The sequence below is a fragment of the Micrococcus sp. HMSC067E09 genome (assembly GCF_001812555.1).
Classification (GTDB): Bacteria; Actinomycetota; Actinomycetes; order Actinomycetales; family Micrococcaceae; genus Micrococcus; species Micrococcus lylae.
Genome location: NZ_KV809452.1, coordinates 67,093 through 89,835, shown reverse-complemented (window position 1 = coordinate 89,835; position 22,743 = coordinate 67,093). Strand labels below are relative to the sequence as shown.

The 22,743-nt window shown below is 73.0% G+C and carries 21 protein-coding genes; 18 read left to right on the top strand and 3 right to left on the bottom strand.

The features are described 5' to 3' along the window. Nucleotides 1-22 precede the first annotated feature (22 nt). Genes HMPREF2863_RS11900 through HMPREF2863_RS09825 form a run of 3 tightly spaced genes read left to right on the top strand, consistent with a single transcriptional unit; the run spans nucleotide 23 to nucleotide 4,711 of the window. On the top strand, nucleotides 23-1,891 hold the full coding sequence (locus HMPREF2863_RS11900; RefSeq protein ID WP_245829841.1) for a dynamin family protein: 1,869 nt from the start codon (nucleotides 23-25) through the stop codon (nucleotides 1,889-1,891). Next, entirely contained in the window at nucleotides 1,888-3,633 is a 1,746-nt protein-coding gene (locus HMPREF2863_RS09830; RefSeq protein ID WP_070639774.1) for a GTPase, read from the top strand. Before HMPREF2863_RS11900 ends, HMPREF2863_RS09830 begins: the two co-directional genes overlap by 4 nt. Further along, complete coding sequence (locus tag HMPREF2863_RS09825; protein ID WP_168165781.1) at nucleotides 3,620-4,711, top strand: thiamine-phosphate kinase; 1,092 nt, start codon at nucleotides 3,620-3,622, stop codon at nucleotides 4,709-4,711. The genes HMPREF2863_RS09830 and HMPREF2863_RS09825 overlap by 14 nt, the downstream gene beginning before the upstream one ends. 113 nt (nucleotides 4,712-4,824) lie before the next feature. On the opposite strand, the gene HMPREF2863_RS09820 is transcribed toward HMPREF2863_RS09825, so the two are convergent. After that, nucleotides 4,825-5,607, bottom strand: a complete 783-nt coding sequence (locus tag HMPREF2863_RS09820; protein ID WP_245232034.1) for an IclR family transcriptional regulator — start codon at nucleotides 5,605-5,607, stop codon at nucleotides 4,825-4,827. Between the two features lie 285 nt (nucleotides 5,608-5,892). Here HMPREF2863_RS09820 and leuC point away from each other — a divergent pair, with 285 nt between their 5' ends. From leuC to HMPREF2863_RS09790, 6 genes are all read left to right on the top strand, one after another. Next, a complete protein-coding gene (gene leuC / locus HMPREF2863_RS09815; RefSeq protein WP_070639771.1) occupies nucleotides 5,893-7,359 on the top strand; it encodes a 3-isopropylmalate dehydratase large subunit in 1,467 nt (488 codons plus the stop codon). Between the two features lie 3 nt (nucleotides 7,360-7,362). Continuing rightward, a complete protein-coding gene (leuD, locus tag HMPREF2863_RS09810) occupies nucleotides 7,363-7,971 on the top strand; it encodes a 3-isopropylmalate dehydratase small subunit (protein WP_070639769.1) in 609 nt (202 codons plus the stop codon). A 291-nt stretch (nucleotides 7,972-8,262) separates the two neighbouring features. After that, on the top strand, nucleotides 8,263-9,588 hold the full coding sequence (murA, locus tag HMPREF2863_RS09805) for a UDP-N-acetylglucosamine 1-carboxyvinyltransferase (RefSeq protein ID WP_070639767.1): 1,326 nt from the start codon (nucleotides 8,263-8,265) through the stop codon (nucleotides 9,586-9,588). After that, a complete protein-coding gene (locus tag HMPREF2863_RS09800) occupies nucleotides 9,588-10,331 on the top strand; it encodes a lysophospholipid acyltransferase family protein (RefSeq protein ID WP_083315362.1) in 744 nt (247 codons plus the stop codon). Before murA ends, HMPREF2863_RS09800 begins: the two co-directional genes overlap by 1 nt. Beyond that, the gene (locus HMPREF2863_RS09795; protein WP_070639765.1) at nucleotides 10,328-11,365 is read left to right on the top strand and encodes an NAD(P)H-dependent glycerol-3-phosphate dehydrogenase; all 1,038 of its coding nucleotides are present in this window, start codon (nucleotides 10,328-10,330) and stop codon (nucleotides 11,363-11,365) included. The genes HMPREF2863_RS09800 and HMPREF2863_RS09795 overlap by 4 nt, the downstream gene beginning before the upstream one ends. After that, nucleotides 11,362-12,486 carry a D-alanine--D-alanine ligase family protein gene (locus tag HMPREF2863_RS09790; RefSeq protein WP_070639763.1) on the top strand — a complete coding sequence of 375 codons (1,125 nt, stop codon included), beginning with the start codon at nucleotides 11,362-11,364 and terminating at the stop codon, nucleotides 12,484-12,486. The genes HMPREF2863_RS09795 and HMPREF2863_RS09790 overlap by 4 nt, the downstream gene beginning before the upstream one ends. Nucleotides 12,487-12,642: 156 nt before the next feature. Here the strand turns inward: HMPREF2863_RS09790 and HMPREF2863_RS09785 are convergent, their stop codons facing one another. Continuing rightward, on the bottom strand, nucleotides 12,643-13,131 hold the full coding sequence (locus HMPREF2863_RS09785) for a DUF3515 family protein (RefSeq protein ID WP_245829842.1): 489 nt from the start codon (nucleotides 13,129-13,131) through the stop codon (nucleotides 12,643-12,645). 108 nt (nucleotides 13,132-13,239) lie between these two features. Between HMPREF2863_RS09785 and HMPREF2863_RS09780 the strand changes: the two genes are divergently transcribed. From HMPREF2863_RS09780 to rsmD, 4 genes are read left to right on the top strand one after another with little or no spacing between them, the layout of a single operon-like run. Beyond that, on the top strand, nucleotides 13,240-14,439 hold the full coding sequence (locus HMPREF2863_RS09780) for an LCP family protein (protein ID WP_070639761.1): 1,200 nt from the start codon (nucleotides 13,240-13,242) through the stop codon (nucleotides 14,437-14,439). Next, nucleotides 14,436-15,437 (top strand): DAK2 domain-containing protein, encoded by a 1,002-nt coding sequence (locus HMPREF2863_RS09775; protein ID WP_083315359.1) that lies wholly within the window; start codon nucleotides 14,436-14,438, stop codon nucleotides 15,435-15,437. Before HMPREF2863_RS09780 ends, HMPREF2863_RS09775 begins: the two co-directional genes overlap by 4 nt. Continuing rightward, the gene (locus HMPREF2863_RS09770; protein WP_070639883.1) at nucleotides 15,424-17,637 is read left to right on the top strand and encodes an ATP-dependent DNA helicase RecG; all 2,214 of its coding nucleotides are present in this window, start codon (nucleotides 15,424-15,426) and stop codon (nucleotides 17,635-17,637) included. Before HMPREF2863_RS09775 ends, HMPREF2863_RS09770 begins: the two co-directional genes overlap by 14 nt. Nucleotides 17,638-17,647: 10 nt before the next feature. Then, nucleotides 17,648-18,208 (top strand): 16S rRNA (guanine(966)-N(2))-methyltransferase RsmD, encoded by a 561-nt coding sequence (rsmD, locus tag HMPREF2863_RS09765; protein WP_067188751.1) that lies wholly within the window; start codon nucleotides 17,648-17,650, stop codon nucleotides 18,206-18,208. Between the two features lie 140 nt (nucleotides 18,209-18,348). Here the strand turns inward: rsmD and HMPREF2863_RS09760 are convergent, their stop codons facing one another. Then, complete coding sequence (locus HMPREF2863_RS09760) at nucleotides 18,349-19,593, bottom strand: aminotransferase class I/II-fold pyridoxal phosphate-dependent enzyme (protein ID WP_070639759.1); 1,245 nt, start codon at nucleotides 19,591-19,593, stop codon at nucleotides 18,349-18,351. A gap of 48 nt (nucleotides 19,594-19,641) precedes the next feature. On the opposite strand from HMPREF2863_RS09760, the gene coaD reads away from it, so the two are divergent. The 5 genes from coaD to rnc all read left to right on the top strand — a co-directional run bounded on the left by coaD (nucleotide 19,642) and on the right by rnc (nucleotide 22,743). Beyond that, on the top strand, nucleotides 19,642-20,109 hold the full coding sequence (coaD, locus tag HMPREF2863_RS09755; protein ID WP_070639757.1) for a pantetheine-phosphate adenylyltransferase: 468 nt from the start codon (nucleotides 19,642-19,644) through the stop codon (nucleotides 20,107-20,109). A gap of 98 nt (nucleotides 20,110-20,207) precedes the next feature. After that, a complete protein-coding gene (gene galU / locus HMPREF2863_RS09750; protein WP_070639755.1) occupies nucleotides 20,208-21,116 on the top strand; it encodes a UTP--glucose-1-phosphate uridylyltransferase GalU in 909 nt (302 codons plus the stop codon). A gap of 115 nt (nucleotides 21,117-21,231) precedes the next feature. Next, nucleotides 21,232-21,801, top strand: a complete 570-nt coding sequence (locus HMPREF2863_RS09745; RefSeq protein ID WP_067188745.1) for a YceD family protein — start codon at nucleotides 21,232-21,234, stop codon at nucleotides 21,799-21,801. Nucleotides 21,802-21,803: 2 nt separating this feature from the next. Further along, nucleotides 21,804-22,007 carry a 50S ribosomal protein L32 gene (rpmF, locus tag HMPREF2863_RS09740; protein ID WP_067188743.1) on the top strand — a complete coding sequence of 68 codons (204 nt, stop codon included), beginning with the start codon at nucleotides 21,804-21,806 and terminating at the stop codon, nucleotides 22,005-22,007. Between the two features lie 73 nt (nucleotides 22,008-22,080). After that, on the top strand, nucleotides 22,081-22,743 hold the full coding sequence (gene rnc / locus HMPREF2863_RS09735) for a ribonuclease III (protein ID WP_067188847.1): 663 nt from the start codon (nucleotides 22,081-22,083) through the stop codon (nucleotides 22,741-22,743).

The window sequence follows — 22,743 nt, the reverse complement described above, 5'->3', positions numbered from 1 at the left end:
GCCCACGTGCCATCATGGGCGGGTGACGAACACTTCCCACCGCGACGCCGCTGCGCTCGAGGCGGTCCAGGAGACCGTCCGGGCCGCGCGCTCCCACGCCGACGCCGTCGAGCTGTCCCTCGAGACCTCCGGCGTGGCCGATCAGCGCGCCCTGCGTGAACGCACGCTGCACCAGATCGACGACTACGTCCTGCCTCGGCTGGACTCGCTCGACGCGCCTCTGCTGGCCGTCGTCGGCGGCTCCACCGGCGCCGGAAAGTCCACCCTCGTGAACGCCCTCGTGGGCCACGAGGTCTCCCGCTCCTCGGCGCTGCGCCCCACCACCCGCCAGCCCCTGCTGCTGCACCACCCGGACGACGAGCACTGGTTCTCCGGTCCACGGGTGCTGCCCGAGCTCGCCCGCGTCCGTGTGCACCGCTCCGTCTCCGCCGGCCCGGTGGAGCCGGACGGCAGTGCCATGGACACCGTGGCCCTCGTGGCGGAGCCCGCGCTGCCGGCCGGCATCGCGATGGTCGACGCCCCGGACATCGACTCCGTCTCGGACGACAACCGCGCACTGTCCCGCCAGCTGCTCGAAGCCGCAGACCTCTGGATCTTCACCACCACCGCGCACCGTTACGCGGACGCCGTGCCGTGGCAGCTGCTGGGTGAGGCCGCCGCGCGCGACATCACCGTGGCCATCGTCCTGGGACGCGTCCCGGACGGTGCCGAGCAGGACGTCGTCCCGGACCTGCGCCGGATGCTCTCCGAGCGCGGCCTGGCCGACTCCCCGGTCCACGTGATCCCGGAGACCCGGTTCGACGAGCGGGGCCTGCTCCCCGAGGAGCACGTCGCAGGGCTGCGCCGGTGGCTCACGGAGCTCGCCGAGGACGCCGCCGCCCGCTCGGCGGTCGCCCGCCGCACGGTGGACGGCGTCCTGGCCCAGCTGGCCCAGCGCGTCGACGCCCTGGCGGACGCCGAGGCCGAGCAGCAGTCTGCGGCCGACGCCCTGGCCCGCATCGTGGCCGAGGCCACCGACCGCGCCGCCACGAAGGTCGAGGAGGCCACGTCGGACGGCACCCTGCTGCGCGGTGAGGTCCTCGCCCGCTGGCAGGACTTCGTCGGCACCGGCGAGTTCTTCCGCGGCCTGGAGTCCGGCATCGGCCGCATGCGCGACCGACTCGCGGCGTTCGTCCGCGGCCGCCCGGCTCCGCCGGAGCAGGTCGAGACCGCTCTGGAGACCGGACTGCACGCCGTGATCGTGGAGGCCGCCGCCGACGCCGCCGAGGACATCGAGCGCCGCTGGAAGGCCGAGCCGGCCGGCAGCGCCGTCCTGTCCGGCCGCAACCTCGGCGCCCTGCCGAGCGGATTCTCGGAGGAGGCGGCCGGCGTCATCCGCGCCTGGCAGCAGGACGTGCTCGCCCTCATCCAGGAGGAGGGCGCCGGTCGACGCACCAAGGCCCGCCTGGCAGCGTTCGGTGTCAACGGCGCCGCGGTGGCCCTCATGGTCCTCTCCTTCGCCTCCACCGGCGGCCTCGTCGGCCTGGAGGTCGGCATCGCAGGCGGCACCGCCGTCGTCGGCCAGAAGCTGCTCGAGTCGATCTTCGGCGAGGACGCGGTGCGACGCATGGCCAAGAAAGCGAACGACCTGCTGGACATGCGCGTCCGACGACTGCTCGACGGCGCCCTGTCCGACCAGTTCCTGCCGCTGGTCGAGCGGAAGCGCACCGCCGAGGACACCGCCGCCCTGCGCCGCCTGGCCCCGTCCCTGCGCTCCGGCCTCTCCGGAACCCCGACGACCGTCGGGGCGCCCGGCACCGACACCGACGCGGCCCGATCCGGCGGGCACCACGCCCAGGACCTGGATGACGAGGCCGTGTCCATCGTGGACCCGGAGGAGGACCACGCATGAGCCGCAGCACCGCCCCGAGCCTGCACGACCGTCTGGCCGCCCTGGGCGAGGCCGCGGAACTCGGCCGTGACCGCCTGCCGGACCCCGTGGTGGACGACGCCCACGCCGCCATGGACGCCGCCTCCGTGCGGACCTCGCTCTCTGCGGACCACACGGTGGTGGGCTTCTTCGGGGCCACCGGCTCCGGCAAGTCTTCCCTGTTCAACGCCCTGACCGGCCGCGAGCTGGCCCGTGTGGCGGCCACCCGTCCGACCACCTCCGAGGCGCTCGCCGCCGTCTGGGGCGTGGGCCGCGGCCAGGACCAGACGGGCGAGGGCGGCGGCGCCGCCGCGCTGCTGGACTGGCTCGGCGTGAAGCAGCGCCATCTTCTGGACGACGCCCCGCACCTGGACCAGGGCCGTCAGGGCTTGTTCGGGATCGGCCGCCGCGAGGGTGCCGACGCCACCGGCCTGATCCTGCTGGACCTGCCGGACGTGGACTCCGTGGTCCGCGAGAACCGCACGGTCACCGAACGTCTCGCCGGACACGTGGACGTGCTCGTCTTCGTGGTGGATCCGGAGAAGTATGCCGACGCCGTGCTGCACCGCGACTTCCTGGCCACCATGGGCTCCCACGCCGCTGTGACCCTGGTGGTCCTCAACCAGGTGGATCGCATCCAGGTGCGCGACCGGGACGAGGTCATCGCCTCCCTGCGTCGCATGCTCACCGGCCACGGGCTGGGAGATGTGCGGGTCATGGCCGCCTCCGCCCGCACCGGAGAGGGCCTGGACGAGGTCGGCGCGCAGATCGCCCGCATCGTCGCCGAGCGCGGCGCCGCCTCCGCACGCCTGTCCGCGGACGTCGCCGCCCACGCGGACGCCTTGGACGCCGCCTCCGGCGAGGGAGAGCCTGCCGGCGTCGGCTCCGGCAGGGCAGAGCGCCTCGGCCGTGACCTCGCCGTGGCCGGCGGCGTGCCCGCCGTGGTCCGTGCGGTCGAGGGGTCCTACCGCCTGCGCGCCACCCGCGCCACGGGCTGGCCCGTGCTGCGCTGGACCCACCGTTTCCGCACGGACCCGCTGCGTCGGCTGCACCTGCTGCCGTCCCGTCCGCTGCCGCGGCGGGACGGGGACGCCCCGGAGCACGATCCGTCGCTGCACCGCACCTCCCTGCCGGAGCGCAGCGGCACTCAGAAGGCCGCCGTGGCCGCCGCAGTCCGTTCGCTCGTCATCGATGCCTCCGCCGGCGCCCCCGAGCCGTGGGAGGCCTCGATCCGCCGGGCCGGCCGCAGCCGCCAGGAGCGGCTGCCGGACGCCGTGGACCAGGCCATCGCCGGCACCGACCTCCAGGCCGGCAAGGGCTCGTGGTGGTGGCCGGTGTTCAACGTGCTCCAGTGGCTGGCCCTGCTCACCGCAGTGGTGGGCGCCGGCTGGCTCGGTGTCTATGCGCTGGCCGCGTACCTGCAGTTCCACCTGCCCGAGGCACCGCAGGTGGAGGGCTTCCCGCTGCCGACGCTCCTGCTGGTCGCAGGCATCGCCCTCGGCATCCTGTTGGCGCTGATGGCGATCCCGCTCGCCCGGCTCGCGGCGCGCGGACGGGGCCGCAGGGCGCGCCGCCGCCTCGAGGAGGCCACCACCGAGGTCGGCCGCCGCGAGGTCATCCGTCCGGTGGAGGAGGAGATCGCCCGGCTTGCGGACTTCCGGGCCGCCCTCGCCCGGGCCCGGGGCGCAGATGCCGGGCGGGGAGGCCCCCGTGCCCGCCGCTGAGCACCACGACGACGGCGCCCGGACGCTCGCCGGTCTGGGCGAGGCCGGAGTGCTGCGCCTGATCGGCCGGGAGCTGGCCGTGGTCGAAGAACGCCGTCCGTGGCCGGAGGGCAGCGTGGGCATCGGGGACGACGCGGCCCTGCTGCCGGTGTCGCCCGGCGGCACCCTCGTCTCCACGGACTCCATGGCCGAGGGCCACGACTGGCTGCCGACCTGGCCGGCCGGCGTCCGCACCCGTGGCTTCGACGTCGGCTGGAAGGCCGCGGCGCAGAACCTCTCCGACATCAACGCGATGGGCGGAGTGCCCACGGCACTCGTCATGGCTCTGACGGGACCGCGGCGGACCGAGGCGGCCTGGATCGCCGGCGTCGCCCGCGGCCTCGCCACCGCCCTGCTGCGTCTGGGCGCGGACGAGTGCCGGGTGGCCGGCGGCGACCTCGGCGGCGCCGACCGTGCGGGACTGGCCGTCACCGTGCTCGGCCGGCCCGGAGCCCACGGCGTGCTGCGCCGGACCATGGGGGAGCAGGACCTCGCGGCGGTCCGCAGCGAGGGCGGCGCCGTGGTCCACGCCGGGAGCGCGCCGGGCTGGGCGGCGGCGGGGCTCGCCCTGCTGCTCACCGACCGCGCCGAGCTTGAGGAGCGCTGGCATGCACTGGCGCCTCAGGACCGTCCCGGTCCACGTGAGCTCGTCCGTGCCGTTCGCGCCCAGCTGCGCCCCCGGCCGCCGCTGGGGGCCGGGCCCGCCGGCGCCGGCGCACTCGCCTGCGGGATGGACGTCTCGGACGGGCTCGGCCGGGACGCGGACCGGCTTGCGGCGGCCAACGGCGTGCAGCTCTGGGCTGACGAGGCCTGGGTCGCCGAGGCGGCCGCACCGCTGCGCAGGCTCGGCCGGCTGCTGGAGATCGCCCCGGAGGAATGGGTGCTCGGCGGGGGAGAGGACTACGGTCTGCTGGCCGTCGTGCGACCCGGCCACGGCGTTCCGCCCGGCTTCCGGGTGATCGGTGCGGTGCCGTCGTCGTCAAGCGTGCCGGCCGGCCATCGGCTGCTGGGCGAGGCCGGGTGGGACCACTTCGCCTGAACTGCATCGGTGCGCCGCGGCACCGGGGCCGGCCGGCCGCCGGCGGAGCGTGCACACCGAGGCACCAGGGCCCCGACCGAGACGGTCGGGGCCCTGGCCCGCCTATGGCGCGCTCAGGCCTCGCCTGCGCGGATGAGTTCGGTGAGCCGGGTGGCCGCGGCGACCACCGCGTCGGCGTGCACGCGGCCGGGCTGACGGGTGAGGCGTTCGAGCGGCCCGGAGATGGACACGGCGGCGATCACGCGGCCCGAAGGCCCGCGCACCGGGGCGGACACGGAGGCGACGCCCGGCTCGCGTTCGGCCAGGGACTGTGCCCAGCCGCGACGGCGGACCGCGGCCAGGACGGTCGGCGTGAAGACGGCGCCGGCCAGCCCGTCGACGAGGCGTTCGTGGTCCTCCCAGGCCAGCAGCACCTGGGCGGCGGAGCCGGCCTTCATGGACATGCGCGTGCCGACCGGAATGGTGTCGCGCAGGCCGACGGGCCGCTCGGCGGAGGCCACGCAGACGCGGGCGTCGGCCTGGCGGCGGAAGACCTGGGAGCTCTCGCCCGTGGCGTCGCGCAGCCAGAGCAGGACGGGGCCGGCGGCGGTCGTCAGCCGGTCCTCACCTGCCGCCGAGGCCAGTTCCGTCAGGCGCGAGCCCAGGACATAACGGCCGTGGAGGTCCTTGCCCACCAGCCGGTGGTGGGTCAGCGCCGCGGCGAGACGGTGGAGGGTCGGGCGGGCGATCCCCGTGGTGGTCACGAGCTGGGCCAGGGTCGCAGGGCCGGACTCGAGGGCGTCGAGGATCGCGGCGGACTTGTCCACGACGCCCACGCCGCTGGGCTCACGGTGGCCCAGCAGGTCCGTCTGGGCGGTCGTGGCCGGACGGGGAGGCAAGGAGGAGGCATTGCTCATGATGTGAGGGTATCCATCTCACCATGCGGAAGTCGCTGTATGACGCGCCTCGCCCGCATCATGACGCGGAATCGGCGGCCCCGGGGTGAGGCGAGGACCTCGCCGTGGTGTCCGCATGGCGGAACCGAGGCGACCGGATGTCGACACGCCTGGGCTCGAGGATGACAGTGAAGACAGTGACGGGCCGCCACCTCTGGCCCCGCACCGGGCCGCCATCCCTGGCCTGGACGACAACCCGGGGCCAGGCCTGACCGGCCCGGCCCGAAACCGACGAAGGAGCGCCGCATGACCGGCACACACGAGACCTCCCGCGGGCGCACGCTGGCGGAGAAGGTCTGGGACGAGCACGTGGTCGTCCGCGGAGAGGGCGAGGGAGCGGCCCGCGGCCGCGACCTGCTCTACATCGACCTCCACCTGCTCCACGAGGTCACGAGCCCGCAGGCCTTCGAGGGCCTGCGACTGGCCGGCCGCCCCGTGCGCAGGCCGGACCTGACGATCGCCACCGAGGACCACAACACCCCGACGCTGGACATCGACCGGCCGATCGCCGACCCGACCTCCCGCACGCAGATCGAGGCCCTGCGCTCCAACGCCGAGGAGTTCGGCATCCGCCTGCACTCCCTGGGCGACCGGGAACAGGGCATCGTGCACGTCGTCGGACCCCAGCTGGGCCTGACACAGCCCGGCATGACGGTGGTCTGCGGCGACTCCCACACCTCCACGCACGGCGCGTTCGGCGCGCTGGCGTTCGGCATCGGCACCTCCGAGGTCGAGCACGTGCTCGCCACCCAGACACTGCCGCTCAAGCCGTTCAAGACCATGGCGATCACCGTGGAGGGCACCCTCCGTGAGGGCGTGACCGCGAAGGACCTCATCCTCGCCGTCATCGCGAAGATCGGCACCGGTGGAGGGCAGGGGTACGTGCTCGAGTACCGCGGCGAGGCCATCCGCTCCCTCTCCATGGAGGCGCGCATGACCATCTGCAACATGTCCATCGAGGCCGGAGCCCGCGCCGGCATGGTCGCTCCGGACGACACCACGTTCGAGTACATCAAGGGCCGCCCCCACGCTCCCGAGGGCGCCGACTGGGACGCCGCCGTCGAGCACTGGAGGACCCTGCGCACCGACGAGGACGCCGTCTTCGACGCCGAGGTCGTGATCGACGCGGACACGCTCGAGCCGTTCGTCACCTGGGGCACCAACCCCGGCCAGGGCGTCAGCCTGAACGACGCCGTCCCGCATCCGGAGTCCTTCTCCGACCCGGACGAGCAGGCCGCCGCCGCCAAGGCGCTGCAGTACATGGGCCTCGAGGCGGGAACCGCCATGAAGGACATCGCGGTGGACACCGTGTTCATGGGCTCGTGCACCAACTCCCGGATCGAGGATCTGCGCGCCTTCGCCTCCGTGGTGGAGGGGCGGAAGAAGGCCGAGGGGGTGCGCGTCATGGTCGTGCCGGGGTCCGCCCGCGTGCGTCTGCAGGCGATGGAGGAGGGCCTCGACCGCATCTTCGAGGACTTCGGCGCCCAGTGGCGCTTCGCCGGCTGCTCCATGTGCCTCGGCATGAACCCGGACCAGCTGGAGCCGGGGGAGCGCTGCGCCTCCACCTCGAACCGCAACTTCGAGGGCCGCCAGGGCAAGGGAGGCCGCACCCACCTGGTCTCGCCGGTCGTGGCCGCGGCGACCGCCGTGCTGGGCCGTCTGGCGAGCCCGTCCGACCTGCCCGCCCTCGACCGCGTCCCCCAGGAGGCCTGAGCCATGGAGAAGTTCACCACCCACACCGGCATCGGCGTCCCGCTGCGCGCGTCCAACGTGGACACGGACCAGATCATCCCCGCCGTCTACCTGAAGCGGATCACCCGCACCGGCTTCGACGACGCCCTGTTCGCCGGCTGGCGCCAGGACCCGGAGTTCATCCTCAACACCGAGCCGTACTCCGCCGGCACCGTGCTGGTGGCCGGGCCGGACTTCGGCACCGGCTCCTCCCGCGAGCACGCCGTCTGGGCGCTCAAGGACTACGGCTTCCGCGCCGTGCTCTCGCCGCGCTTCGCGGACATCTTCCGCGGCAACGCCGCCAAGCAGGGCCTCGTGGCGGCTCAGGTGGAGGCGGCGGACATCGAGCGGATCTGGAAGGAGCTGGAGAACCAGCCCGGCGCATCCGTCACCGTGGACCTCCTCTCCCGCACCGTGACCTGTGGCTCCTTCACCACGTCCTTCCAGCTGGACGACGAGACCCGGCACCGCCTGCTCGAGGGGCTCGACGACATCGCCGTCACCCTCGGCGAGGAGGAGGCCATCACCGCCTACGAGTCAGGGCGACCGGACTTCACGCCGAGGACCCTGCCGGCCCGCACGGCCGCGAGCTGACGCAGACCGGGCCCGAGCCGGTCCACCCTCGGGCCCGAGCCGGTCCACCCGGAGGAGCCGTCCCGGACGGACCGCCCCGCCCGGCGCGGTCCGGTGTGACCATTCGCGCACAGCGGACTGCGTGCCGGAGCGGGGCGCCACTGTGTCGGGACCGGCGGTACCGCCTATGCTGAAGGGTGATTCCCGGCCCGGGCGCCCCCGCGCGTCCCGGTCGGCAGAGACCTGGCCCGCCGCCCGGCGGTGGGCATGAACCGACGCTGCGCCACCCCGCGGCGAGGGAGGACCACTGCTATGGCCAAGTTGCTCACGATCCAGGGCGGCAAGCCCCTGACCGGAGAGGTCACCGTCCGCGGCGCCAAGAACCTGGTGCCGAAGGCGATGGTCGCCGCCCTGCTGGGCAACACCCCGTCCGTGCTCCGCAGCATCCCGGAGATCAAGGACGTCGACGTCGTGAGCGCCCTGCTCGAGCTCCATGGTGTGACCGTCGACTGGGACAGCCAGGCCGGCTCCATCACCATGGACCCGGCCGGGGTCAAGCAGGCGAAGTCCGCGGAGATCGACGCGCACGCCGGCGACTCCCGCATCCCGATCCTCTTCTGCGGCCCGCTGATGCATGCGATCGGGGAGGCCTTCATCCCGGACCTCGGCGGCTGCAAGATCGGCGACCGGCCGATCGACTACCACCTCGAGGTCCTGCGCAACTTCGGCGCGGTCGTGGACAAGCGCCCCGGCGGCATCTCCATCTCCGCCCCCAAGGGCCTCCACGGCGCCAAGCTCGAGCTGCCCTACCCGTCGGTGGGCGCCACCGAGCAGGTCCTGCTCACCGCCGTGAAGGCCGAGGGCATCACCGAGCTCAAGGGCGCCGCCGTCGAGCCGGAGATCCACGACCTGATCGCCGTCCTCCAGAAGATGGGTGCGATCATCACGGTCCAGACCGACCGCACCATCCGCATCGAGGGCGTCTCCACGCTGCGCGGCTACAACCACACGTCCCTGCCGGACCGCAACGAGGCCGCCTCCTGGGCCTCGGCGGCCCTGGCCACCGGGGGAGACATCTTCGTGCGCCACGCCTCCCAGCGCGACCTCACCGCCTTCCTGAACACGTATCGCAAGATCGGCGGCGAGTTCGACGTCACCGACGAGGGCATCCGCTTCTGGCACGCCGGCGGTGAGCTGAACCCGCTCGTGCTCGAGACCGACGTGCACCCCGGCTTCATGACCGACTGGCAGCAGCCTCTCGTGGTGGCGCTCACCCAGGCGACGGGCGTGTCGATCGTGCACGAGACGGTCTACGAGAACCGCTTCGGCTTCACCGACGCCCTCGTCCGCATGGGCGCCTCCATCCAGCTGCACCGCGAGTGCCTCGGCTCCATCCCGTGCCGGTTCGGCCAGCGCAACTTCCTGCACTCGGCCGTGATCTCGGGTCCGGTCCGGCTCAAGGGCGCCACCTTCGACATCCCGGACCTGCGAGGCGGCTTCTCCCACCTCATCGCCGCCCTGGCGGCCGAGGGGACCTCGAAGGCCACCGGCCTGGAGATCATCAACCGCGGCTACGAGCACTTCATGGACAAGCTGCTCGCCCTCGGCGCGGACGTCGAGCTCTCGGACGAGTCCTGATGGCGCGCCGGGAGAAGTCCCCGCGCTCGCGGGCACCGTTCGGCGTCCGCGCAGGCTACGCCGCGGCAGCGGCCATCGTGCGTCCCGCCATGCGCCTGCTGACCCGCCAGCAGTGGCTGCACACGGAGCGGCTGCCGAAGACCGGTGCGATCGTCGTGGCCAACCACATCTCCGAGTTCGATCCGCTGGACATCGCCCACATGGTCTACAACCAGGGCCTGGTGCCGACGTTCCTGGCGAAGGCCGAGTTGTGGAAGGTCGCGCCGCTGCAGCAGATCCTCACGGGCCTGCGCCAGATCCCCGTGGAGCGCGGCGGGGATGCCGCCAAGTCCCTGGACACCGCGCGGGACGTCCTCACGGAGGGCGGCGTCATCATCGTCTACCCCGAGGGCACCGTCACCCGCGACCCGGAGGGCTGGCCGATGACCGGCCGCTCCGGTGCCGTGCGCCTGGCGCTGCAGACCGGTGTTCCGCTCGTGCCCGTCGCCCAGTGGGGCACGCAGGAGGTGCTGCCGTACAAGGGCAAGCCGTCGCTGTTCCCGCCCAAGCGTCTGCGCATCGTGGTCGGCGAGCCCGTCGATCTGTCCGACCTGCGTGGCCGCAGGCCCACCCGGGAGAACCTCAAGGCAGGGACCGACCGCATGATGGACGCGCTCACCGCGCTCGTGGCCGAGCTCCGCGGCGAGCATCCGCCGGCTGGCAGGTGGGACATGCGCACCGGCCGACGCGAGGGCGCCGCGTGAGCCGCCCCGGACGCGTCGCCGTCCTCGGCGCCGGCAGCTGGGGCACCGCCTTCGCCGCCGTGATGGGCTCCAGCACCTCCCCGGAAGGACGCCGTGCCGACCGGATCGTGCTCTGGTCCCGCCGCCGGGAGATCGCGGACGCCATCACCCTGGGGCATCGCAACCCGGAGTATCTGCCGGACATCGATCTGCCGGAGAACATCTCCGCGGTGACCGACATCCACCAGGCCGTGTCCGACGCCGCCGTCGTGGTGGTCGCCGTGCCCGCACAGCACGTCCGCGAGACGCTCACCACCGTCAAGGACTCCATCGCCGAGGACGCGATCGTGGTCTCCCTGGTGAAGGGCCTCGAACGCGGCACCGGCGAGCGTCCGTCCCAGGTGTGTGCCTCTGCGCTCGGCGTGCCCCCGGAGCGCTTCGCCGTCGTGTCCGGTCCGAACCTGGCCCTCGAGATCGCCCGTGGCGAGCCGACCGCCACCGTCGTCGCCTCCGAGTCCGCGGAGACCGCGGAGGCCATCGCCGCGATGACCGCGGGGCGCACCTTCCGCCCCTACACCAACACGGATGTCGTGGGCGTGGAGATCGGCGGCATCGTCAAGAACGTCATCGCCCTCGCCGTCGGCATCTGCGACGGCCAGGGCCTGGGGGACAACTCGAAGGCCTCCGTGATCACCCGCGGCCTGGCCGAGACCACGCGTCTGGCAATCGCCGTGGGCGGCCGCCCGGAGACGATGGCCGGCCTGGCCGGTCTCGGCGACCTCGTCGCCACCTGCGCCTCGCCGCTGTCCCGCAACCGCAGCGCGGGACGCCTCATCGGCACCGGCATGGGCGTGGACGAGGCCGTCGCCTCGATGAAGCAGACCGCCGAGGGCATCAAGTCGGTGTCCGCCGTGGTCGACCTGGCCCGCCGCCACGACGTCGAGATGCCCATCAGCGAAGCCATCAACGCGGTCGTGTCCGGCCGTCTCGAGGTCGCGACACTGGCCGACCTGCTGCTCTCCCGCAACCTGAAATCGGAAGGACACCGCGCATGACCACCTCCGCCGTCACCGAGCGTCCGCGCGTCCTTCTGCTGTTCGGCGGCCGCTCCAGCGAGCATCCCGTCAGCTGCGTGACCGCGGCGAACGTCCTGCGCGAGATCGACACCGAACGGTGGGAGCCGGTTCCGGTGGGTGTCGCCCGCTCGGGCCTGTGGTCCGTCGAGGACATGGACCCCACGCAGTGGAGCCTGCGCGACGGCTCCCTGCCGGAGGTCCCCGAGCCGACCCGTCCGGTCTCGCTGCGCGCGGCCTCGGACGGCACGACCGAGCTCGTGGACTCCGACGGAGCCTGTCTGGGTCGGGTGGACGTCGTCTTCCCGCTGCTGCACGGTCCCTTCGGCGAGGACGGCACCGTCCAGGGCCTGTTCGAGACGCTCAACCTGCCGGCCGTGGGCTGCGGCGTGCTCGCCTCCGCCGTCGGCATGGACAAGCACTTCATGAAGGTCGCCTTCCAGGCCGCCGGCCTGGAAGTCGGACCCTGGGAGACCATCACGGACCGCGACTGGCAGCGCGACGCCGACTCCGCCCTGGAGCGCGCGGGCTCCCTCGAATACCCGCTGTTCGTCAAGCCTGCGCGTGCCGGCTCGTCCTTCGGCATCACCCGCGTGGCCGAGCCCGCCGAGCTGCGCGCCGCGGTGGAGGAGGCGCGCCGGTTCGACCCGCGCGTCGTCGTGGAGGCAGGCATCCTCGGCCGGGAGATCGAGTGCGCCGTCCTGGACGGCCACGGCACGGACGTCCCGCGCGCGTCGTTGCCCGGTGAGATCGTGGTGGTGGAACAGACCGGCGACCACCAGTTCTACGACTTCGAGGCCAAGTACCAGGACGACGACGCCGCGCAGCTGTCCTGCCCCGCAGAAATGCCGGAGGAGGAGATCTCACGCCTGCAGGAGCTCGCCGTGCGGGCCTTCGAGGCCATCGACGGCGCCGGCTTGGCCCGCTGCGACTTCTTCTACACCCCGGACGGCCGCTGGGTGATCAACGAGATCAACACGATGCCCGGCTTCACTCCGATCAGCATGTACCCGGCGCTCTGGGAGCGCAGCGGCATCCCCTACTCGCAGCTGATCACCGAGCTCGTCGAGCTGGCCCTGGAGCGCGGCGCCGGCCTGCACTGAGGACCGGCCCGGCCGCATCCCTCCGCTGGAGGACGGGACGACGACGGCCGCGCACCCGCACCGGTCCCCAGGACGTCGGACCGGTGATCAGCGCGTCAGTGCCGGGGTGCACCCGCGTCAGTGCTCCAGTGCACCATGGAGCGCCTCGACGTCGGTTCAGCCGACCTCGTCGGCGTCCTGCAGGTTCACGCAGCCGCGCTCGGCCGGGATGCGGCCGACCGCCGAGGCGAGGGTGACCATGACGCTGTCGGAGCTGACCCGATCCTGGGCGAACAGCACCTCCACGGCGGGGGAGCGGCCGTAGGTGGTGATTCGCCAGTTCTCGCCCTCCTCGCTGACGACCCAGTCGACGCCCTCGGCGGAGATGCACTGATCCGTGGTGGGTGCCGGCGGCTCCACGCCGCAGCGCAGGACGACGGCGGCGGGATCACCCCAGGCCGCGGTGGCCTGGCTGTCCGTGGGACGGAGTGAGTGGTCGCCGATCTCGTCGGGCATGGCGATCATCGCCGGGGCGCAGGCCGGGTCTGCCGCGTTCTCGGCCGCGGAGACGGAGGCGATGCGGCCGTCCGCACAGCCGGAGGCGAGCAGGACGACGCCGGCCAGGACGAGGCCGGCCCGGGCGCTGGAGGCGGGGAGAGGACGCACGACGTCCAGTCTAGTCTCGGGAACGGCCGCTAGCATGGAGGCGTATTCCTGACACGTCCGCGCCACGGGAGCGCGGCCATGACCTCCCGAGCCCCAGGAGCGCACCACGTGAGCCATTCCACTGAGCAGACGACCGAACCGAACACCGGGCGGCGTCCGCGCCGGCGCCGCCGTGGCCTCATGGTGGTCGTCGGCGTGCTGCTGCTGGCGCTCATCGCGGCCGGCGCCGTGGTGGCCGTCTACGTGGGCGGGATCGCGAAGACCGTGGACGACGTCAAGAAGTTCGAGGGGAGCGTGTTCCCCGAGGAGTCCCTGCGCCCGCAGTTCGGCGGCGGTGCGGGGCAGGGCCGCGGCGACGGGGCGGAGGACGGCTCCGGCGGCGGCACTTCCGAGGGCTCCGGCGGAGCCGAAGCAGGCGGGAACAACGGCTCCGTGGTGATGCCCGAGGTCACCGGCCCCGGCGATGTCCAGGGCCCGGAGGCCTCCAGCTCAGACGAGGAGATCGACGGCAAGGCCGTGAACTTCCTGCTGCTGGGCGCCGACTCCGGTGATCTCACGGACGGCGAGGACACGGACATCGCCCGCATCACCGGCATCGGCCGCTCCGACACCATGATGTGGGTCCACGTCCCCGGCGACCGGGAGAACATCCAGGTCATGTCCATCATGCGTGACACCTGGCTGCCGATCCGCGGGCACGGCGACCGCAAGCTCAACGCCGCATACCAGCTCGGCGGCGTGCCGCTGGCGGTCTCCACGATCGAGAACATGTTCCAGGCCCGCGTGGACCACGTGGTCGCCGTGGACATGGTCGGCTTCCGCGACCTGGTGAACGCCCTCGGCGGCGTCGATCTGTACAACCCGCGGGCCTTCACCAGCGGGCGCCATTCCTTCGCTGAGGGCAACATCCACCTCAGCGGCGAGGAGGCCATCGTCTATGCCCGCGAGCGCTACGCCTTCGGCGACGGCGACTACTCCCGCGTGGAGAACCAGCAGCGCCTGGTGAAGGCGATCATCACCAAGGCCATGTCCCGCACGACCCTCACGGACCCCAACTCCGTGCGGAACTCGGTCAACGCGCTCGCCCCCTACCTGACGTTCGACGAGAGCCTCGACTCGGGCAGGCTGTTCGATCTGGCCTGGTCCATGCGCAACGTCCGAAGCGACGACATCAACGTGAGCACCGTGCCGACCCTGGGCGCGGGATGGGCCGGCGATCAGGCCGTCGTGTGGCCGGACTGGGCCTCCATCCGCCGCATCGGCGAGGGCATCCGCACCGGCACTCTGGACGAGGTGCTCGATCAGTGACGCACACCCCCAGGCCCCCGCGCATCGTCCGCTGGCTGGCCTGCTCCGAACAGCTGCTCGGGCAGGCCGCCGAACGGCTGAACGCGTTCAACGTCTTTCCGGTGCCGGACGCGGACACCGGCAGCAACATGCACGCGACCATGGCTGCCGCCCACGCCGCCGTGGACTGCCAGGAGGACGGCCCCGTGGACATCGGTGCCACGCTCGCGCGCGCCGGAGCCGCGGCGCTGTCCTCCGCGCAGGGCAACTCCGGCACCCTCCTGGCCGTCATGGTGGCAGGGATGGCGGATCCGCTGCGCGGCCTGGAGGCCCTGACCGCACCGGCGCTGGCGGCGGCCCTGCACCGGGCGGACACCGCGGCGCGGACGGCCCTGTCCGACCCCAGGGAAGGCACGATGCTGTCCGTCCTGGGCGTCGTCCGGCAGAGCGTCGCGCAGACCCTGCGCCGAGCCGTCGCAGAGGACCGGCCGGTCGAGACGAGGGCCGTGCTCGAGGAGACGGTGAGCGCCTGCGTGCGCGATGCCCGGACGGCCGTGGAGGCGACCGAGTGGCAACTGGACGAGCTCAGCAGGGCCGCGGTCGTGGACGCGGGCGCCGTCGGGCTGCTCCTCGTCTTCGAGGCGCTGCGCGCCGTGATGCTGGACGAGGACTCGGACACCGAGCTCACCGAGGGCCTGCACGGCTATGCGGAGGGAATCACCGCCGAGGCCGCGGGCGCCGAGGGCGGCGTCGAGGTCATGTGCACGATCGAGCTCGACCCCATCGGAGCGGCCACGCTCCGCCACCGGCTCACCGAGGTCGGAGACTCGGTCATCGTGGCGCCGACACGCCGCGGGGAGGACCCCCAGAGCCCCGTCCCGTGGCGCGTGCACGTGCATGTGCCTCAAGCGGAGGCCGTCGAGTCGCTGCTGCACGAGGCCGGCGAGCCGCAGGACCTGCGCGTCAGCGACCTGACCGGCGGCCACGACGACCACGCCCATGCCCATGGCGGGCGCTGAGGCCGGCGTCGGCGCGGCCACCCACCCGTTCGACCTGCCGCTGTCCGGCGTCCTCGGCGGCAAGACGGCGGACCGGATCGCCCGCGAGCTGAAGATCACCACCGTCGGCGGGCTGCTCGACCACGTCCCGCGGCGCTGGATCGAACGCGGCGAGCTGACCCGGATCGCCCAGCTGCCGATCGACGCCGAGGTCACCGTCGTGGCCGAGGTGCGCTCCGTCACCACCCGCCGGATGCGCAGCCGCAGCGGATTCATCGTGGACGTGACCGTGGCGGACCCGGACACCCCCGCCGGCCCCGGGGCGTCCCTGTCCATGGCCTTCTTCAACGGCCACGACGCCCGACGCCGCCTCGTGCCGGGACGGCGTGCGATGTTCCAGGGAAAGACCACGGTCTACCGGGACCGGGTGACCCTGAACAACCCGGACTTCACGCTCCTGGCCGACGACGCCGAGGCCACCGAGGCCGACCTGCGCCCCCTCGCCCTCTACCGCGCCACCGGCAAGCTGCCCAGCTGGGTCGTCCGCACCGCGGTGATGACCGTCCTGGACGCGGTGGACTGGTCCGCCGTGCCAGAGGTCCTCACCGATGACCTGCGCGCCCGCGCCGCCGCCGAGCTGAACCTGCCCGCGCCGCTGCCGCCCATCGATCAGGCCTACCGCGACCTGCACACCCCGGCGGAGCTCGCCGACGTGGGCCCGGCGCGCCGGGCGCTGGCCCTGCGCGAGGCCTGCGTGGTCCAGGCGTCCCTGGCCGTGCGCCGCGCCGATGCCCGCACTGTTCTGGCCACCCCGCGCCCGCTGCGGCCCGGCGGACTGCTCGAGGCGCTGGACGCCCGGCTGCCCTTCGCGCTCACCGCGGGCCAGGAGGAGGTCGGCGCCGCGATCGCCGCGGACCTCGACTCCCGCGAGCCCATGAGCCGGCTGCTCCAGGGGGATGTGGGAGCGGGCAAGACGCTCGTCGCGCTGCGCGCCATGCTGCAGGTGGTCGACGCCGGGGGGCAGGCCGCCCTCGTCGCCCCCACGGAGGTCCTCGCCCAGCAGCACCACCGCAGCCTGCTGGCCCTGATGGGCGAGCTGGCCGAGGGCGGCACCCTCGCCGCCGCGGACGGACCCGCCACCGAGGTCGTGCTGCTCACCGGCTCCCAGCGCACCGCCGAGCGGCGGCAGGCCCTGCTCAAGCTGGCCTCGGGGGAGGCGGGCATCGTCGTGGGCACGCACGCCGTGCTCTCCTCCACGGTGGGCTTCTTCGACCTCGGTCTGGCCGTGGTGGACGAGCAGCACCGCTTCGGCGTGGACCAGCGCCAATCCCTGCGCGAGGCCAACCCCGGCACCCACCTGCTCGTCATGTCCGCCACGCCCATCCCGCGGTCGGTGGCCATGACCGTCTTCGGCGACCTGGACCTCACCGTCCTGCGCGGTCTGCCGCGCGGTCGGCAGCCCGTGTCCACCCACGTGGCCCGCATGGCCCATGGTCCGCGGATCATCGCCCGCGTGTGGGAGCTGATCGCCGAGCACGTGGCCGCGGGGAACCAGGCGTTCGTGGTCTGCCCGCGCATCGACCCGGACCCCGGGGACCCCGCCCATGCCAATGTGGAGGAGATGGTCCGCCGCCTGGAGCACCTGCCGGCCCTGTCCGGCGTGCGCCTGGACATGGTCCACGGCCGCATGGACCAGGCGGAGCAGGAGGACGCCATGCGCGCGTTCGCGGAGCGACAGACCGACGTCCTCGTGGCCACCACCGTGGTGGAGGTCGGTGTGGACGTCCCCAACGCCACCGTCATGGCCGTCCTGGACGCCGAGGACTTCGGCCTCTCCACGCTCCACCAGCTCCGGGGCCGCATCGGCCGCGGTCCCGACCCCGCCGTGTGTCTGCTCGTCACCCGCCTGCCGGACGGACACCCCTCGCTCGACCGGCTCCAGGTCCTCGAGCGGACCGACGACGGCATGCTCATCGCGCAGGAGGACCTGCGCAGCCGCGGCGTCGGCGACGTGCTCGGCGCGGCCCAGTCCGGCATGCAGTCCGGTCTGGCCCACCTGGACGTCGTGGCGGACGCCGGCCTCGTCTCCCTGGCCGCCCACGCGGTCTCCGCCGCGCTCACCGCGGACGCCGGCCTCGAGGGCTGGCCCGGTGCCGTCGCGGAGGTCCGGCGCTGGGAGGCGGCCCACGCCCACGCAGCCGACTACGCCGAGAAGGGATGACCGACCTGCCATGAGCCGCATCATCGCCGGCGCCGCCTCCGGCATGCCCCTGGCCTCCGTCCGTGGTTCGGACACCCGTCCGACCACGGACCGGACCAAGGAGGCCCTCTTCTCCTGGCTCCAGTCCCGCGACTGGTGCGAGGACACGGTGGTGCTCGACCTCTACGCCGGCTCCGGCGCACTGGGCCTGGAGGCCCTCAGCCGCGGCGCCCGCTCCGCCACCCTCGTGGAGCGGGACCGGACGGCGCTCGAGGTCTGCCGCCGCAACACCGATGCCGTCAACCGGGCCCTCGGCCGGCGTGCCGGCACAGCCCTCGGCCAGTCGGTCGAGCGCTTCCTCGCGCGGCGGACGGAGGCCGACCTCATCCTGGCCGATCCTCCCTACCCGCTCGACGGCCCGGAACTCGACGGCGTCCTCGTGTCGGCGGCCGCGTCACTGACCCCCGGAGGGCTGCTCGTGCTCGAGCGCTCCGCACGCAGCGCGCCGCCGACCCGTCCCGAGGGGCTCGAGGAGGTCGACGTGCGCACCTACGGCGAGACCGCGCTCTACTTCTGGCAGGACGTGCGCTGAGCCGTGGCCGTCGGGCACCCCGGCCCTCCGGGCCTGCCACCACGACGACGGCGCCTCGGCCCAGGCGGTCGCCGCCTGGCCACGAGACCGGGGGAGGCAGAGGCCGGGGCCGAGGGGCCGTCGTCGGAAAGGAGGCGGGCTCAGCCGCGCAGCGAGGCCGCGTGCCGGACCAGGCGGTCCATGCCCTCGCCGATGACCGAGGCGTCCTTGCAGAAGGCGAGGCGGAGCCAGGAGCGCATGGTGTCGCCGTCCGCGCGACACAGGGCCGAGACCGGGATGGAGCAGACCCCGGCCGTGCGGATCCAGTCCTCGGCGGCGGCCCGGGCATCCTCCACTCCCCACGGGGAGAGGTCCACCGTGACGAAGTAGCCGGCCTGTGGCACCACCGGGTCCAGCCCGGCGGCACGGAGACCGGAGACGAGCAGGTCTCGTCCGGCGCGGTAGCGCTCACGCTGCTCGGCCAGATAGGCGTCCGCGCGGGGCAGGTACTCGGCGACCGCCAGCTGGTACGCCGGCCCGGAGGAGAACGTCAGGTACTGCTTCACGGCCCTCACCGCGGCGACGAGGTCCGCCGGACCCGTCAGCCAGCCGACCTTCCAGCCGGTGACCGCCAGCGACTTGCCGGCCGACGACGCCGTGAGCACCACGTCTTCGGCACCCGGGACGGCGCGGCCGGTCACGTGTTCGCCGTCGAAGACCAGGTGGTCGTAGACCTCATCCGTGAGCACGAGGACGTCCCGCTCCGCGCAGAGGGCCACCAGGCGGGCGAGCAGCGGCCGAGGGTAGACGGCTCCGGTGGGGTTGTGCGGCGTGTTGAGGATGAGCATGCGGGTGCGGTCCGTGAAGGCCGCAGCGACCTCGTCCGGGTCCGGGAGGAAGGACGGCGGGCCCACAGGGACGGTGACGTGGCGGCCGCCGGCCAGGGCGATCGTGGCGGCGTGGGCGTCGTAGAAGGGCTCGACCGTGACGACCTCGTCGCCCGGGGAGACGAACGCGAGGACCGCGGCGGCGATGGCCTCGGTGGCGCCGGTGGTCACGAGCACCTGCGTGTCCGGGTCCTCGTCCACACCCCAGTGGCGGCGGCGGTGCTCGGCGACGGCCTGCCGGAGGGCGGGGGAGCCGGTGCCCGGCGCGTACTGGTTGGAGCCGGTGCGGACGGCATCGGCGGCCAGGGCGAGCAGCTCGTCCGGCCCGTCCTGGTCCGGGAACCCCTGGCCCAGGTTCACGGCGTCGTGCGCGAGGGCGAGGGACGTCATGGTCTCGAAGACCGTCGGCGCGGGGACGCCGTGCCTCAGCAGGCCGGCGGCCTCCGCCGTCGCCCGCCAGCGTGGGGCAGGGGCGTCGGCGGACGGGGTGTGGACATCGTGGGACGACGGGGGTGCCATGGGCTCGACTGTACTGAACGCTCCGGGCACGTGGGATAGGTTGGATCCATGCTCAGAGCCGTCTGCCCCGGATCCTTCGACCCGCTCCACCACGGCCACGTGGAGGTCATCGCGCGTGCGGCCAACCTCTTCGACGAGGTCGTCGTGGCCGTGTCCGTGAATCCGGCGAAGACCTACCGCTTCTCCATGGAGGAGCGCATCGAGATGGTCGAGTCCACCTTCTCGTCCCTGGCGGGCGTCGTGGTCAGACCCATGGGCGTCGGGCTGCTGGCCGAGTTCTGCCGCGAGGCCGGCGCGAACGCCATCGTCAAGGGGCTGCGCAACGGCACGGACCTGGAGTACGAGCAGCCGATGGCCACGATGAACCACCATCTGACGGGCATCGAGACGGTGTTCCTCTCCGCTGATCCCCGCTACACGCATCTGTCCTCCTCGCTCATCAAGGAGGTGCACGGCCTCGGCGGCGATGTGTCCGAGTTCGTCCCGACGGCCGTGATGCAGCGGTTCGCGGGCTGAGCGCCTCTCCCCGGCGAGTTGTCCGCCCTCGCCTAGACTCGACACAGACCACCGCACCCGAACTCGACGGCGGCACCCGGCCGCCTGGAAGGGGAACCATGTCTGCTCCGGACTCCGCCCGCCGCGCCTGCAAGGCCGTCATCCCGGCCGCCGGCCTCGGCACGCGCTTCCTGCCGGCCACCAAGGCGATGCCCAAAGAGATGCTGCCGGTCGTGGACCGCCCAGCCATCGAGTATGTCGTGCGCGAGGCCCGGGCCGCGGGCCTGGACGACATCCTCGTCATCACAGGCCGCAACAAGCGCGCCCTGGAGGACCATTTCGACCGTCACCCGGCCCTCGAAGCGACTCTGGAGAGGAAGGGCGACACCCGTCGCATCGAGATGATCCGCGAGTCGGACCTCGTCGGTGACATGCACTACGTCCGCCAGGGTCAGGCCCTCGGCCTCGGCCACGCGGTCGCCTGTGCGCGCCGTCATGTCGGCCAGGAGCCCTTCGCCGTGCTGCTCGGGGACGACATCATCCACGCCGAGGATCCGCTGCTCGAGCGCATGCTCGAGGTGCAGGCCCGCTACGGCGGCTCCGTGGTGGCCCTCATGGAGGTGCCGGAGGAGGCCGTCTCCTCCTACGGCGTCGCAGCCGTCGAGGCGGTGGAGGGCGAGGACGACGTCGTCCGCGTCTCCGGGCTGGTGGAGAAGCCCGCACGCGAGGATGCGCCGTCCACCCTCGCCGTCATCGGCCGCTACGTGCTGCATCCGGCGGTGTTCGACGTCCTGGACCGGACCCCTCCGGGCCGCGGCGGCGAGATCCAGCTGACCGACGCCCTGCAGACTCTCGCCGACGGCGACGCCGAGGGGCACGGCGTGCACGCCGTGGTCTTCACGGGCCGCCGCTACGACACCGGCGACAAGCTCGGCTACCTGCAGGCCGTCGTGGAGTTCGCCACGGCCCACCCCGAACTCGGCGCGGACATGACCGCCTGGCTCAAGGAGTACAGCGCCGACCTCTGAGCGCGCCGCGTTGCCGCGAGCTCGCGCGACCGGTTATGATGGACAGTCGGTTCTCCCTGGGCACCGGTGTGCCCGGGGTACGGTCTGCCCCACGAGACGAGAGGAGCGTCAGCAGATGAGTGCACCGCACCGCGACGCCGCGTCCCCGTGGGTCATCTCGGTGAAGGACCTGCTGCACAGCACGGGCCTCCAGCGTGAGGTCGCTGAGCAGTGGCCCGCCCCCGAGGGGCTGTCCATCCCCGTCCTCGGCGTCCCCGCCGGGGATCCCGTGGACGTGGACATCCGCCTGGAGTCCGTGCACGAGGGCGTCCTCGTCACGGGGACGGCGGACGTCGAGCTGCGCGGCGAGTGCGCCCGCTGTCTCGACCCGCTCGAGGTCGGCTTCACCGTCGACCTGCAGGAGCTCTACCTGACCGACCCGTCCGAGACGGACGACGAGGACCAGCAGGCGGTCGTCGACGAGACGATCGACCTGGAGCCCGTGCTCCGCGATGCCGTGGTCACGGCCCTGCCGTTCCAGCCGGTCTGCCGACCGGACTGCGAAGGGCTGTGCGCCGACTGCGGCATCCGGCTCGAGGACGCGCCCGAAGGGCACGGCCACGAGCGAGTGGATCCCCGCTGGGCGGCCCTGGCCGCCCTCGCGGAGACCGAACAGACCTCCACCCCCGAGACAGAAGAGAGATAGTCGTGGCAGTCCCGAAGCGGAAGATGTCCCGTGCCAACACCCGTGCCCGCCGTTCCCAGTGGAAGGCCCAGGCCCCGACCCTGATCAAGTCCGTCGAGAACGGTCGTGTCTCCTACCGTCTGCCGCACCAGGCCGAGCTGAAGACCGACTCCGCAGGCACCCCGCTGTTCTTCGAGTACAAGGGCCGCAAGGTCGCCGACGCCTGAGATGGCGCCCGCCTCCCCGCGGCAGGGGCGCCACGCGGCGCCTGACTCCGACCCGCTGTTCGAGCGTCTCGGCGTGACGATCACGTCCGAGACGCTCGAACTGGCGTTGACACACCGTTCCTTCGCCTACGAGCAGGGCGGCCTGCCGACCAACGAGCGCCTCGAGTTCCTCGGGGACGCCGTCCTCGGGTACGTGGTCACCGACCACCTCTTCAAGTCCTTCCCGGCCCTCTCCGAAGGCGACCTGGCCCGCCGCCGGGCGTCGATCGTCTCCACCCATGCGCTCGCCCACGTGTGCCGCGGGCTCGGAGTGGGGGCCCACATCCGCCTCGGCGAGGGCGAACGCCGCACCGGCGGCGCGGACAAGGACTCCATCCTCGCGGACACCTTCGAGGCGTTGATCGGAGCCGCCTACATCGACCACGGCCCCGTCGCCGCAGCGGCCCTCGTGCACCGTCATGTGCTGCCCCTGCTGGACGACCCGCAGATCGCCCGTGCCGGCACCGACTGGAAGACGAAGGTGGCCGAGGCCGCCTCCCGACATTCCCTCGGCGACGTGCGCTACGAGATCGTCGGGCAGGGCCCGGCGCATGACCCGCGATTCCGGGCCACCCTGTGGGTCGGCGGCACCGAGTACGCCTCCGCCGTCGCCTCCTCGAAGAAGCAGGCCGAACGCGACGCCGCGGCCGAGTCCTGGGCGCGGCTCGAGGCCGACCTGCCGACCGCGCGGGACTGA